The sequence below is a fragment of the Erwinia sp. 2186 genome, assembly GCF_057812255.1.
The window spans coordinates 1,759,436-1,773,110 of the sequence record NZ_CM173824.1 but is presented as its reverse complement, the minus strand read 5'-3'; the positions used below and the strand labels follow the sequence as shown (position 1 = coordinate 1,773,110).

The following is a 13,675-nucleotide window of genomic DNA, read 5'->3' as shown; positions in this document are numbered from 1 at the left end:
GCGCCGCGAATGCAGGGCCGCCAAACCGGCCCCCTCTCCCGTAATCGCTCCGCGATCTCTCCGTTATGTCCCGCCCAGATAGGCACTTCTGACCTCTGGATTGACCAACAGCTCCTGCCCGCTGCCGCTCAGGCGAATCTGCCCGTTGACCATCACATACGCCCGATCCGACAGCTTAAGCGCATGGTTGGCGTTCTGCTCCACCAGAAACAGCGTCATGCCGCCTTGCGTCAGCTCGCGCAGGATCTGGAAAATCTGCTTCACCACAATCGGTGCCAGTCCCAGGCTGGGTTCATCCAGCAGCAGTAATTTTGGCCGGCTCATCAGCGCCCGGGCGATGGCCAGCATCTGCTGTTCGCCGCCCGACAGCGTCATCGCGCGCTGGCTGCGGCGTTCCTCCAGCCGGGGAAACAGATCATACATCCGCGCTTTATCTTCATGTTGGTAACGGCTGCCGATCGGGATGGTGCCCATCAGCAGGTTTTCTTCCACCGTCATATCGGGGAAGATGCGTCGTCCCTCAGGCGCCTGCGCAATGCCGTTGCTGGCGATAAAGTGGGTGGATTTGTGGCTGATATCCTCGCCGCGATAGAGGATCTGTCCGGCGGCAATCTGCGGCTGGCCAAATATCGACATCAGCAGCGTTGACTTGCCCGCGCCGTTGGCGCCGATCAGCGAGGCGGTTTCGCCTTCATTGACCGTCAGCGAAATCTCCTTCAGCGCCTGAATCGGGCCGTAAAACACGTTCACCTTGCGGAACTCCAACATCGGCTGGCTCATCCGGCGATCTCCTCTTCGTCTGCACCCAGATACGCCGCGATGACGCTGACGTTGGTCTGAATCTCGCTGGGTGTGCCGCGCGCAATCACATCGCCGTGGTCCAGCACGATCACATGGTCGGATATCTCCATCACCATGCCCATATCATGCTCAATAAGTAGCACCGTCACGCCATGTTGCTGACGCAGGAAACGCACGATTTTGCTCAGCGCCTGCGTTTCCACCGGATTGAGCCCGGCAGCGGGTTCGTCCAGACAGATCATCTCCGGCCCGGTACACATCGCGCGGGCAATCTCCAGCCGCCGCTGCTGGCCATAGGACAGCGTGCCCGCCAGCCGGTTGGCACAATCCACCAGGTTCACCACCTCCAGCCAGTAAAAGGCGCGGTCCAGCGCCTGATTTTCCGCCCGACGGTAGCCGGGCGTATTCAGGATCCCGGCCAGCAGATTGCGGTTGGCCTGCATGTGTTGCGCCACCAGCAGGTTCTCGACCACCGACATTTCGCGGAACAGGCGGATATTCTGGAAGGTACGCGCCAGTCCGGCCCGGTTGACCAGGTGCGTGCCGCCAAACATTTTGTAGTAGATACGGGAACCGAGGCGCGCAGGATTGATGAAATCCGCCGGGCGGATCTTCTGCCCCAGCACCTGGATCACATCGGTCATCCGCGACTGCGCGTTCAGCACAATCGAGCCGCCGGTGGCCTGATAAAAGCCGGTCAGGCAGTTAAACACCGTGGTTTTTCCCGCGCCGTTCGGCCCGATTAAGGCGGTTATTGAGCCGCGCCCGACGTCCAGATTGACATCATTCAGCGCCTTGATGCCGCCAAAGTGCATCATCAGATGTTCAACACGCAGGATGCTGTCGCTCATGGCGCCACTCCTTTTCGTGTGGGTACGCCGACGCGGCTGGTGCGGACCAGGCCTCGCGGCCGCCAGATCATCATTAGCACCATCAGCACGCCAAACAGCAGCACCCGGTATTCGGCAAAGCTGCGTAAGAGCTCAGGGGCCACGGTCAGCACGAAGGCAGCCAGCACCACGCCAAGGGTGGAACCCATGCCGCCCAGCACCACGATGGCGAGGATCAGCGCGGACTCAAAGAAGGTAAACGAGGTCGGGTTAACAAAGCCCTGATAGGTGGCGAAGAACACCCCGGCAATCCCGGCGGTGGATGCGCCCATCATAAACGCCGAGAGCTTGACCAAAACATGGTTCAGCCCCATCGCGCGGCAGGCAATCTCATCTTCACGCAGCGCTTCCCACGCCCGGCCAATCGGCATGCGGGTCAGGCGATGCTTGATAAACAGCACCAGCAGCACCACCAAAATCAGCACCGTGTAGATAAAAATAAACTTCAGGTTGGGGTTATAGGTGATATTCAGAAACTCGTGGATCGGTACGCCGCCGTCCTTCGCCCGGCGGCCAAACTCCAGGCCGAAGAAGGTCGGTGAAGGCACCGAGACGCCGTTTGGCCCACCGGTGAAGCTCACCCAGTTGGTGAGTACCAGCCGGATAATCTCGCCAAAGCCCAGCGTTACAATCGCCAGATAATCGCCGTGCATACGCAGCACCGGAAAACCCAGTAATGCCCCGGCCAGCGCCGCCATCACCGCACCCAGCGGCAGCATCGCCCAGAAGCCAAGCCCAAGGTACTGATAGCCCAACGCCAGGCCATAGGCACCGATGGCGTAGAACGCCACATATCCCAGGTCCAGCAGGCCCGCCAGCCCCACCACAATATTCAGCCCGAGGCCGAGCAGCACGTAGATCAGGCCCAGAATCGCCACGGTTAGCAGATACTTTGTGGCAATAAACGGGAACAGTATGCCCAGCACCAGCAGCAGCGGAATGATCCAGCGCATCCGGCTGCGGTAATCCGCTGGCCGCACGTAGACGCCATCGTCTGCCCCTTCAAAACGGGCGACGAATTTACGGCCGGTGGCGCTTTGCAGCGTCAGGCTCAGCAGCAGCTTCCCCGCCATCACCACGCCCACCAGCACCGCCACCCGCTGCGGCGACAAATCGTAGCTGTAGCCCTTCAGCACAATGCCAACTATCGGACCAAACACCACCAGCGCACAGAGCCCGGCCAGGACCGTATCAATCAGGCTTTGTTTTATATTCAGGCCCGGCTTAAGAGAAGCATCCGTCATCATTAACTCCCTAAACCTTGGTCACCAGCGGACGACCCAGTAAACCCTGCGGGCGGAAAATCAAAATCACCACCAGCAGCCCAAAAGAGAACACGTCTTTGTAATCGGAGTTCACCATGCCGGCGAACTGCGCTTCCGCGATGCCCAACAGCAGGCCACCCAGCATCGCGCCAGGCAGAGAACCGATCCCGCCCAGCACCGCTGCGGTAAAGGCCTTGATGCCGATAATAAATCCGGCGTAGAAATCGAAGGTGCCGTAGTTCATGGTCACCAGCACGCCCGCCAGTCCGGCCATCGCCGCGCCAATCACAAACACCAGCGAGATCACCCGATCGGTGTTGATGCCCAGAATGGAGGCCATACGTCGATCCTGCTGCGTGGCGCGGCAGATGCGTCCCAGCCGCGTGTACTGGATGATCCAGGTGAGGATGGCCATGCCCAGGAACGCGGCGATCAGGATAAAGACTTTGGTCCAGGTGATTTGCACGATGCCGTCGCCGACGTCAAAACGCAGCACCCCGGTGAGCATGGTCGGAATGCCCTGCTGGTTTGGTCCCTGGCTGAGTTGCACGTAGTTTTGTAAAATCAGCGACATGCCGATGGCTGAGATTAACGGTGCCAGACGGGTTGAGTTGCGCAGTGGCCGGTAAGCCACCCGTTCAATCGCCCAGCCGTAAACGCCGGTGACCACGATGGTGAACACCAGCGTGCCGAAGATCAGCAGCGGGAAGGAGTGAATGCCGAAAGAGGCGAGCAGCGCCAGACCGATGGCGCAGAGGTAAGCGGAGATCATATACACTTCGCCGTGGGCAAAGTTAATCATACCGATAATGCCGTAAACCATGGTGTAGCCGATGGCGATCAGGCCGTACACGGCCCCCAGCGTCAGCCCATTAATCAGCTGTTGCAGAAAGAATGCTTCCATTGTGTCCCGTCTCGCCTGGGGTAAGCCGCCGCGGATCGCATCCGCGCCGGCTTAGCTGTTGCGACGTCCTGCCGGTCAGGCAGGCTGGAGGTAGTGCAGCGAATCAGAGCTGGTGATATTTGCCTTTGTCATCCCACTTGTAGACCACGTAATCCGAGACTTTCAGGTCGCCTTTGCCATCCCAGGATTTCGGGCCCATGACCGTATCGACGGTATGCGACTTCAGCCATTCGCTGGCTTTGGCATTGTCTTTACCCGCACCGTTATAGGCGGCGGCAATGGCCTGGATGGAGGCATAGGCATACAGGGTGTAACCTTCCGGCTCGAAGCCGCCGGCGCGGAATTTATCAATCACCGGCTTGCCAGCCGGGATGGTGCGCGGATCGTTACCGAAGGTCATCAGCACGCCGTCGGTAAACTGCGGTCCACCGGCGGCAGTCACCAACTCTTCCGTCACGATGCAGTCGCCGGAGAAGAATTTGGCCTGCACGCCCTGCTCACGCATCTGACGAACCAGCGGACCCGCTTCCGGGTGACAGCCGCCGAAGTACACCACGTCGGGTTTCAGCGCGCCGATTTTGGTCACCAGCGCATTAAAGTCTTTCTCGCCACGGGTCAGACCTTCGTACAGCACCTCTTTAGTACCGCGTTTTTCCAGCGCGGCTTTGGTGGCATCCGCCAGGCCCTGGCCGTAGGTATCTTTATCGTGGATCACCGCGATTTTCTTCGCTTTCAGCACGTCCAGCATATAGTTGGCGGCGACGGCACCTTGCTGATCGTCACGTCCGCACATGCGGAACATGTCTTTCTGACCGCGTTCGGTGATTTGTGGGTTGGTGGAGCCTGGGGTGATGGTGAGCACGCCCGCATCGTCATACACCACCGAGGCTGGCATGGTGGAGGACGAGCAGAAGTGGCCAACCACCGCCGAGACTTTCGATTCGTCCACCAGACGGTTGGCGACCGCGACGGCCTGCTTCGGTTCGCAGGCGTCATCGCCCTGCACCAGTACGATTTTTTCACCCTTGATCCCGCCCGCCGCATTAATGTCGGCTGCGGCCTGCGAGGCCCCTTTCCAGTATTGCGCACCGTAAGTGGCGTTCGGGCCGGTGAACGGACCTGCCACCCCAATCATCACATCCGCATGCGCATACAGCGCGGTACTTAAACAAGCAGCAATCACAACCTGAAGCGATAACTTATTTAATTTCAAAGACATTCGGTATTCCTCAGCACGGTTCAGATCCATACGCCGTCGGGCGGCGTGGGAAACAGCAATGATGGGTCGATATCCTGATAAGCGAGTGGGCCGCGAGCGGCTAAGGTTGATTAAGCAATATTCCCGCCATTTCGCCATGAAACCGCTGATTTCTTTCAGATATGAGAGGTAACACGGTGCAATCCGATGTTACAGCCCGTTCATCAGCGGCGTTTAGGGGTTATCGGGAAAACTGTTTGCCATGACCAGGCAGACTGGGACGCGCGGTTTCCGGACCGGCCAGAAACGTAAACATAGCTGCACTGTTGGCACGCTGCGCACTGCGCTGGTGCAAAATTGCGGGGCCGATCAACTCGTGGCGGGAATTTTTGCTGTGAATGTGAGGAAGCTGGCAGAGTGAAGAAAAACGGGAGCTTACGCTCCCGTTCTCTGGTTAAGCCTTACCGCCGCGTGCGGCGATAATGCCATCCGCCACATTGCGTGGCGCTTCTGCATAATGGTGGAACTCCATGCTGTAGGTGGCACGACCTTGCGACATCGATCGCAACGTAGTCGAGTAGCCAAACATCTCCGACAGCGGCACTTCGGCGTGGATCACCCGGCTGCCCAGCAGTTCATCCATGCCCTGCACCAGCCCGCGACGGGACGACAGATCGCCCATCACGTTACCGGCGTAATCCTCCGGCGTTTCCACTTCCACTTTCATCACCGGCTCAAGGATCACCGGTTTGGCCTGACGGGCCGCCGCTTTGAAGGCAAATATCGCCGCCATGCGGAACGCCATCTCTGACGAATCCACCTCGTGATAAGAACCAAAGGTCAGCGTGGCCTTAATATCCACCAGCGGATAACCCGCCAGGATACCGTTATTCATCGCCTCACGAACGCCCTTCTCGACGGAAGGAATATATTCGCGCGGCACCACGCCACCCTTGGTCGCATCCTCAAAGGCAAAGCCTTTACCGGCTTCCTGCGGTTCCAGCGTCAGCACCACATGACCGTACTGGCCTTTACCGCCCGACTGGCGCACAAACTTGCCTTCCACCTCTTTCGCCGTGGCGCGGAGAGTTTCACGGTAGGTCACCTGCGGCCGGCCGATATTGGCGTCGACGCCGAACTCACGCTTCATGCGGTCAACGATGATTTCCAGATGTAGCTCACCCATCCCGGAGATAATGGTCTGGCTTGACTCTTCATCGGTATGCAGACGGAACGAGGGATCTTCCGACGCCAGTCGCTGCAATGCCAGGCCCATTTTTTCCTGATCGCTTTTGGTTTTCGGTTCAATCGCCAGCGAAATAACCGGTTCAGGAAACTCCATTCGTTCAAGCGTAATCACCGCATCCGGATCGCTTAACGTTTCTCCGGTTGTCACCTCTTTCAGCCCGACGCAGGCGGCAATATCACCGGCGCGGATCTCGTCGACTTCATGCCGCGCGTTGGCGTGCATCTGCACGATTCGGCCAATGCGCTCCTTTTTGCCCTTAATCGGGTTGTAGACGCTGTCGCCTTTCCGCAGCACGCCGGAATAGACGCGGACAAAGGTCAGCTGACCGACAAAGGGATCGGTCATCAGTTTGAACGCCAGCGCCGAGAATTTTTCCTCGTCATCAGCACGGCGTTCAACTTCGTTGCCCTTCTCGTCCAGCCCTTTCACCGGCGGAATATCCAGCGGCGAAGGCATCAGTTCAACCACCGCATCCAGCATGCGCTGCACGCCTTTGTTCTTGAACGCGCTGCCGCACAGCATCGGCTGGATTTCGCCGTTAATGGTGCGCTGGCGCAGACCGGCTATCACCTCTTCTTCACTGAGGTCGCCGTCCTGCAGATACTTTTCCATCAGCGTATCGCTGGCTTCAGCGGCGGCGGCGACCATTTTTTCACGCCATAACTGCGCTGTGCTCAGAAGCTCTTCCGGTATCGGCTGATAGCTAAAGGTCATGCCCTGGCTTTCGTCATCCCAGAAGATGGCGCGCATTTTGTTCAGGTCGATCACCCCATGGAAGTTCTCTTCGCTGCCAATCGGAATGACGATCGGCACCGGATTGGCTTTCAGCCGGTCGATCATCATCTGCACCACGCGGAAGTAGTCCGCACCCTGGCGATCCATTTTATTGACGAACGCCAGCCGGGGAACGCGATACTTGTTCGCCTGCCGCCAGACCGTTTCCGACTGCGGCTGCACGCCACCCACCGAGTCATACACCATCACCGCGCCATCCAGCACGCGCATTGATCGCTCCACTTCAATGGTGAAATCGACGTGGCCGGGCGTATCAATAATGTTGATGCGGTGCGGTTCAAAGGTGCGATCCATGCCGGGCCAGAAACAGCTTACCGCAGCTGAAGTAATGGTAATTCCGCGTTCCTGCTCCTGTGCCATCCAGTCCGTCGTCGCAGCGCCATCATGCACTTCACCCAGCCGATGACTCATGCCGGTATAAAAGAGGATGCGCTCGGTGGTGGTGGTTTTACCGGCATCAATATGGGCTGAAATACCGATGTTACGGTAGCGAGCGAGAGGGATTGTTCGGGGCATAAGAGTTCCTTAGTCACAGGGACAGACTTCAGGCTGGCAGCACCCGGCCAGCACTAAAGCGGGTTTATAGTGCGATAATAATAGTACAACTGTACGAGTATATTCGAACTATTAAAGCCATCGACTAAACTGATGATCGGCAGGTCGCGCAGGTTTGGGCCTTCAGGTATAGTAGCCGCCGCGTTATCTGCGCGCCTTTCTCCCCGAACAAAAGGACAGTTATGATTGCCAACCACCCTGAACCTCAACAGATTCGCCTGGAAAACGTGCTTTTTGCGTTGGGCAATCCGCTCCGAATGGAAGTGGTGAGGATCCTGGCTAATCAGGGTGAACAGGCCTGCGGCACCCTTCTGCAGGGGCTGGCGAAATCCACCATGACCCACCACTGGCGCGTGTTGCGGGAAAGTGGCGTGATTTGGCAACGGCCAAACGGGCGGGAGAACTTACTGTCGCTGCGAAGGGAAGATTTAGAAGCCCGTTTCCCTGGGCTGCTGGAGTCCTTGCTGGCCGCTATGGAGAGCCAGCGTTAGCAAAGCGTTGAGCCAGCGTCAGTGACGCGGTGATTCAGCTGTAGCTGAGCATTGCGTTAGCGTCGGTGAAGCGTGAAACCAACGTTAAGTCAGCGCATCCCTGCGCGGCAACTGCGGGCCTGGTTCAGCCCGCAGATTGATTGCTCAGACCGTCATCCAGCGGCGTTCCAGTGCGGAACTTGCCAGTCAGATTCAGACCGTCATCCAACGGCGTTCCAGCGCGGACACGGCGATCGCTTCCAGTACTTTCGACACCTGTAATCCCTCAGCAAAATCCGGCCACATGCGGTCGTTGGCGGCAATGCCGTTAATCAGGTCGCGGATCTCCACCGTTTTCTGATCGTTAAAGCCAATGCCATGCCCGGCCGAGATACAGAAGTTGGCATAATCCGGGTGTGCAGGACCGGTCAGAATGGTTTTGAAACCCTGACGGCCAGCCGGATCGTCATGGATATACAGCTCCAGTTCGGCCATGCGCTCCTGGGTATAGCGGATGGTTCCTTTGGTGCCGGTCACCACGTAGGTCAGCCCCATTTTGCTGCCGCAGGCAATGCGCGAGGTTTCAATCACTCCGTGCGCGCCATTGGCAAAACGCAACAGCGCGCTGGCCTGGTCTTCGTTCTCCACATCGCGCAACTGCGACGGATCTTTCGGGTCCGGGCGCTGCTTGATCACCGTCAGCATGTCGCCGGACACCTCGCTGATGTTGCCCACCAGGAAATGCGCCATGTTGACGATATGCGCGGCAAGGTCGCCCAGTGCGCCCAGCCCGGCCAGCGCTTTCTGGCAGTGCCAGTCCAGCGGCGTATCAGGGTTAGCCAGGTAGTCTTCGTTATGGGTGCCATAAAAATGGATGACGTCACCAATTTCGCCACGGGCAATGATTTCCTGCGCCAGCTGGCTGGTCGGGTTTTTCATATAGTTGAAGCCAACCAGCGTTTTCACGCCCGCCGCTTCGGCTGCCCGCACCATCTCTTCGGCGTCGGCCACATCCAGCGCCAACGGTTTTTCGGAATAAACATGCTTGCCGTGACGGATGGCTTCCAGCGCCATCTCTTTATGCAGGAAATTCGGCGCGCAGATGTCCACCACATCGATATTGGGATCGGCCACCAGCTCGCGCCAGTCACCCGTTGAACGCGTAAAGCCCAGTAACGCAGCCTGCTTCTTCGCCACCTCCGGATTCACCTCCGCCACCATCTCCCGCACTATCTCACCTTTCAATGCGAAGACGGTTGATGCCTGTGCGTAGGCAATTGCGTGACAACGTCCGATATAACCGGTACCAATCAGTCCAATTCTGACCTTTTCCATACATGTTCCTTGCAGGTTAGCGATGCGAATGCATGGAATGTATATTTCATAATTACGCATCACAACGTGAAAATGAAATAAACGTGATCATTCTGACGAAACTAACTGCAACGGGTGCTGCAACAAAGAAAAGCCTTGCGGGGGGTTACGCAACCTTTGCGCCGCGTTGATAACCGCCAACCTGCGGAAATTTCTATAAAATGCTGCTTTATTCAGCAGTCAGAACAAAATCGCAAATCAGGCTTTGACATACCCCTCCCCGCTAGATATTATGCGCCCCGTTCCAACAATTCCTCTGTAGTTCAGTCGGTAGAACGGCGGACTGTTAATCCGTATGTCACTGGTTCGAGTCCAGTCAGAGGAGCCAAATTCGAGAAGCCCGCTCAGGGAAACCTGAGCGGGCTTTTTCATGCTTAAAAGCTTAAATAAGAATAGCTTCCAGTCTGGCCAGCACTTCATTAACAACATCATCGGGCAGACGTTCCAGTCTCTCACCGTGCCGGGCACTCATATCAATGGTTCTCGGCTGATCGCAGCGAATCACACCCGTTGTTGTAGTTCCTGCTCCATCCAGTGATACGGTAAACCCCGCTGTGCGGGCGAAGTTTCCATTTCGGGTAATGGGAACGACGACAGGTAACTGAGTGACCCGGTTAAATGCGGCGGGAGATACAATGAGTACCGGACGAGTCCCACGTTGTTCATGTCCCGCTGTCGGATCCAGTGAAACGAGCCAGATTTCCCCTCTCTCCATTTACAGGACCTCCTTGCCTGCCACAGGCGTATCCATCCATTCCCGATCTTCTTCGCTCATTTCAGCCTGCGGATCGCACTGTGCCAGCAGTTCCTCAAGCGAATAACGGGGCCGTTTCTGCGGTTCAATGATCAGGCAGCCATTTTTAATGGTCATGCCCACTTCGCTTTCTGTCGACAACGCCAACGTTTTTAACACGGCGGGAGGAACCGCCAGCATGACGGATCCGCCGACCTTTTTCAGACGAGTGATATACATAGAGCGCCTCCTGATATTATATTTTAATATAACATTAATGGCAGGCGGTGCACAGTTTTCAGCCAGAATCATTGTGGTTTCCTTAGTTTGGCTCAGCGTGAAGGTTGTCGTGCAGGCAGGTACGGACTTCACGTCAGACAGGCTGATTAAAGAAGACTATTCAGGCAGCTCAAAGAATTATCTCGAATGAGATAAACAAAATGCGGCGCAGGTTCGGGATCTGGCCTGCGCCGGAGAGAGATCACCGCGCGGTTAAGTGCTTATCCCTCACCTCGCACGCCCCAGCTTTTCACCAGTAACATCACGCCGGTAAAAATCTGCCAGAAAGTAATGGGATACACAGAGGCCCTTTCGATAATGCCGGTTGGCAGCACGTTGAGGGGGATCAGAAACATGCTGAGCAGGCCGATACAGCCGAGCACCAGACTCAATACGCTGTAATCGCGCAGGTCCTTTTGCTGTCGCAGCAACCCGCCGACGGTGATCAAACAGAGATTTCCTCCGCCGATCGCCATGATCGCGCCAGCCTGATGTACGGTAAATCCACTGGCTTCTGAGCCGCTGTGAAAGAGCGCAATCACTACCCCGCCGATGCCATGCAACAAGCCGGTCAGCAAAAAGCCTTTTTGGCCCGCGCCAGTGAAGTTTGATCGGAGTAACAGACAGGCGAGAAAGAAAAGCAGGCCTTCCGCCGCGAAGCCACTGTTCATCACCGCGTGGAGCGGCGAGCAGACATCACGGCCATCAGGCAATACGCCGCACTGCGCAATGCCCAAATCGCTGATGTAGTTTTGACTGAAGAAGTACGGTGGCGTGGTCCAGGCGCGAGAGGCGACTTTTTCGGCCAACAGATATAACAGGCCACCCAGTGCAAAACTGAGTGCGCCCAATTTGGTTGCAAGCTGTCGTGAATTCATCTGCTTCCGGTGATTAGCGGCCCCGACCCAGCGTCCAGTATGCCATAAAGTTCACCACTTCACGGTCCAGCTGGAACTCATCAATCAGGCAGTGGCGCAGTTTTTTGACCACGCCCGATTCGGCGGCCACCCAGGCGTTAAATCCGTGCTTGCCTTCCGCACGCTCCCAGATGCCATCTTCAATCAGGCTTTTGTTTTCCAGCGACTGCTCCGCGACGCGCGCGCCGTCTGGAAGGGTCAGATGATCGCGGATCGCCTTCATCAGCAAGGTGCCCTGTGGGTGATCCTCGCGCCCCAGCCAGTGAACTTCAGCAAAAGGAAAATCTTGCTGCTGAGCATCGGTGATATGCGGAACCTCAAAGAATGCCTGCACCTTTGGCGGCTCAGCCAGCGTTGCCAGCTGTTCCAGAATGCCCACCGCCGCAGGCACCGCGGTTTCATCGGCAATCAGCAACGCCTGTTGGATACCCTCATGCCAAATCCATTCATAGCCGCCGCTGTCATCCGCAGAGGCCGCATTCGGTGCAACAATCTGCATCTTAGCGCCGGTGCCCGCATGCATCGCCCAGCGCGAGGCAGGACCGGTTTCGCCGTGCAGCACGAACTCCACGTCCATCTCTTTCTGCTCGCGGCGCAGTTCCCGCAGCGTATAGGTGCGCATGACCGGGCGCTGCGGCTTTGGCAATGCCAGATAATCCTGATACCAGCCTTCGCTGACCGGCATCGCCGGACAGGTGCCATCCTCGCCCGCGAACAGCAGCTTGATGCGCTGATCGGGGGATTCATGCTTCATCTCCAGCACATCGTCGCCGGTGAACACGCAACGCAGTAAGGAAGGCGTAACCTGAATGCGTTGTTTGAGCGTAACGTTGAAAATCCGGTAACCCGCGGCCATTGTGCTGCTCCTTCAGGGAAGTTATTACGATGTTTCAGCCGTCTGGCGGCGTTCAGCATCGCAATATAACGATAATCATTATCATTTAAAAGATGAAAATGATTTCAACCCTTAACATCCCTTTACCTCCCGTGCAGCACATTGCTAACAATTCAGTCGTTGTGCAGGCGCTGACGGCGACGCAGGCCTGGGAACCACACCATCCACAGCCCCACCACGATCAGCGTACCAATCCCGCCGACCGCCGCCGCTGGCGCCGCACCAAGCCAGGCCGCTAGCATGCCGGACTCAAACTCGCCAAGCTGGTTTGAGGTGTTGATAAAGATCGAGTTAACCGCACTGACGCGCCCGCGCATCTCGTCAGGGGTATCCAGCTGCACCAGCGAGCCACGGATCACCACGCTGACCATATCAAATCCGCCCAACGCGAACAGCGCCAGAATCGACAGCCACAGCTCTTTCGACAGGGCAAAAATCAGCGTGGCGACGCCAAATCCGGCCACGGCAGCAAACATCGTCATGCCGACGTTGCGCTCTAAAGTGCGGCGGCTGAGCCAGAAGCCCACCAGCAATCCACCCACCGCTGGCGCACCGCGCAGTAATCCCAGCCCCCAGGGACCGGTATGCAGGATATCCTTGGCGAAGATCGGCAACAGCGCCGTTGCGCCACCCAGCAGCACCGCAAAAAGATCCAGCGAGATCACGCCCAGGACATCCGGCCGGTTGCGGATAAAGCGCACGCCCGCAAAGACGCTCTCAAAGGTCGCGGGCGTCCTTTTCGGTGGCGCATGCTCATAACGCAGACGGCTGACCATCACGATTGAAATCAGATAGAGCAGCCCGGCCGTGAGATACACCACGCCCGGGCCGGCAACATACAGGAAGCCACCCAGCGCCGGGCCGAGCATCGAGGCGGTCTGCATCGAGGCGCCATTGGCAGCCGTTGCGCGGGCCAGCATCGCCGGCGGCACCAGCGCGGGCAGCATCGACTGTAACGACGGCGCTTCCAGCGTTCTGGCCACCGAGATAATGAACACCAGCCCGAGGATTATCACCTCATCGGTTTTGTGTGCCAGCGTCAGTCCCGCCAGCACCGCAATGGCAATCCACTCGGTGAGCTGGCCGAAAAGCACCACCCGGCGGCGATCGAACTGGTCGGCGACGTGGCCTGCGGGCAAGGCCAGCAGAACCGCCGGCAGAAACTGCACCAGGCCAATCAGGCCCAGATCCCAGGCACGGCCGGTGATCGAATAGATCTGCCAGCCCACCGCAATGGAGAGCATCTGGAAACCGAAGCTGGAGGTGGTGCGGGCCAGCCAGAATGCGACGAAAGAACGGTGTTGAAACAGGGAATCCGCCCTGGCGGGTGCAGAAGAACGCATAGCGATT

13 protein-coding genes and 1 tRNA gene are annotated in these 13,675 nt (G+C 57.7%); 2 read left to right on the top strand and 12 right to left on the bottom strand.

Annotated elements, in window-relative coordinates:
• Positions 1 to 63: 63 nt before the first annotated feature.
• The 6 genes from ACXKZG_RS08010 to fusA all read right to left on the bottom strand — a co-directional run bounded on the left by ACXKZG_RS08010 (position 64) and on the right by fusA (position 7,618).
• A complete protein-coding gene (locus tag ACXKZG_RS08010) occupies positions 64 to 780 on the bottom strand; it encodes an ABC transporter ATP-binding protein (protein ID WP_488875966.1) in 717 nt (238 codons plus the stop codon).
• Positions 777 to 1,652, bottom strand: a complete 876-nt coding sequence (locus tag ACXKZG_RS08005) for an ATP-binding cassette domain-containing protein (protein ID WP_013202884.1) — start codon at positions 1,650 to 1,652, stop codon at positions 777 to 779. Before ACXKZG_RS08005 ends, ACXKZG_RS08010 begins: the two co-directional genes overlap by 4 nt.
• Positions 1,649 to 2,935: a high-affinity branched-chain amino acid ABC transporter permease LivM gene (gene livM, locus ACXKZG_RS08000; RefSeq protein ID WP_134824945.1), complete on the bottom strand. Its 1,287-nt coding sequence runs from the start codon at positions 2,933 to 2,935 to the stop codon at positions 1,649 to 1,651. Before livM ends, ACXKZG_RS08005 begins: the two co-directional genes overlap by 4 nt.
• 10 nt (positions 2,936 to 2,945) lie before the next feature.
• On the bottom strand, positions 2,946 to 3,860 hold the full coding sequence (locus tag ACXKZG_RS07995; RefSeq protein WP_013202886.1) for an ABC transporter permease subunit: 915 nt from the start codon (positions 3,858 to 3,860) through the stop codon (positions 2,946 to 2,948).
• Between the two features lie 103 nt (positions 3,861 to 3,963).
• Complete coding sequence (locus tag ACXKZG_RS07990) at positions 3,964 to 5,079, bottom strand: branched-chain amino acid ABC transporter substrate-binding protein (RefSeq protein WP_013202887.1); 1,116 nt, start codon at positions 5,077 to 5,079, stop codon at positions 3,964 to 3,966.
• A gap of 433 nt (positions 5,080 to 5,512) precedes the next feature.
• On the bottom strand, positions 5,513 to 7,618 hold the full coding sequence (fusA, locus tag ACXKZG_RS07985) for an elongation factor G (protein WP_488875965.1): 2,106 nt from the start codon (positions 7,616 to 7,618) through the stop codon (positions 5,513 to 5,515).
• A 221-nt stretch (positions 7,619 to 7,839) separates the two neighbouring features.
• Here fusA and ACXKZG_RS07980 point away from each other — a divergent pair, with 221 nt between their 5' ends.
• The gene (locus ACXKZG_RS07980; protein ID WP_013202889.1) at positions 7,840 to 8,148 is read left to right on the top strand and encodes an ArsR/SmtB family transcription factor; all 309 of its coding nucleotides are present in this window, start codon (positions 7,840 to 7,842) and stop codon (positions 8,146 to 8,148) included.
• Positions 8,149 to 8,340: 192 nt separating this feature from the next.
• Here ACXKZG_RS07980 and ACXKZG_RS07975 read toward each other — a convergent pair whose 3' ends face one another.
• A complete protein-coding gene (locus ACXKZG_RS07975; protein WP_013202890.1) occupies positions 8,341 to 9,462 on the bottom strand; it encodes a Gfo/Idh/MocA family protein in 1,122 nt (373 codons plus the stop codon).
• Between the two features lie 291 nt (positions 9,463 to 9,753).
• On the opposite strand from ACXKZG_RS07975, the gene ACXKZG_RS07970 reads away from it, so the two are divergent.
• Positions 9,754 to 9,829, top strand: a tRNA-Asn gene (locus ACXKZG_RS07970).
• Between the two features lie 54 nt (positions 9,830 to 9,883).
• On the opposite strand, the gene ACXKZG_RS07965 is transcribed toward ACXKZG_RS07970, so the two are convergent.
• The 5 genes from ACXKZG_RS07965 to ACXKZG_RS07945 form a co-directional block, all read right to left on the bottom strand.
• On the bottom strand, positions 9,884 to 10,216 hold the full coding sequence (locus ACXKZG_RS07965) for a type II toxin-antitoxin system PemK/MazF family toxin (RefSeq protein ID WP_488875964.1): 333 nt from the start codon (positions 10,214 to 10,216) through the stop codon (positions 9,884 to 9,886).
• Complete coding sequence (locus tag ACXKZG_RS07960) at positions 10,217 to 10,474, bottom strand: AbrB/MazE/SpoVT family DNA-binding domain-containing protein (protein WP_013202892.1); 258 nt, start codon at positions 10,472 to 10,474, stop codon at positions 10,217 to 10,219.
• A gap of 260 nt (positions 10,475 to 10,734) precedes the next feature.
• Complete coding sequence (locus ACXKZG_RS07955) at positions 10,735 to 11,391, bottom strand: DUF998 domain-containing protein (protein WP_134824530.1); 657 nt, start codon at positions 11,389 to 11,391, stop codon at positions 10,735 to 10,737.
• 13 nt (positions 11,392 to 11,404) lie between these two features.
• Positions 11,405 to 12,286 (bottom strand): siderophore-interacting protein, encoded by an 882-nt coding sequence (locus ACXKZG_RS07950; RefSeq protein WP_488875963.1) that lies wholly within the window; start codon positions 12,284 to 12,286, stop codon positions 11,405 to 11,407.
• A 152-nt stretch (positions 12,287 to 12,438) separates the two neighbouring features.
• Positions 12,439 to 13,668 carry an MFS transporter gene (locus ACXKZG_RS07945; RefSeq protein WP_013202896.1) on the bottom strand — a complete coding sequence of 410 codons (1,230 nt, stop codon included), beginning with the start codon at positions 13,666 to 13,668 and terminating at the stop codon, positions 12,439 to 12,441.
• Positions 13,669 to 13,675: the final 7 nt, after the last annotated feature.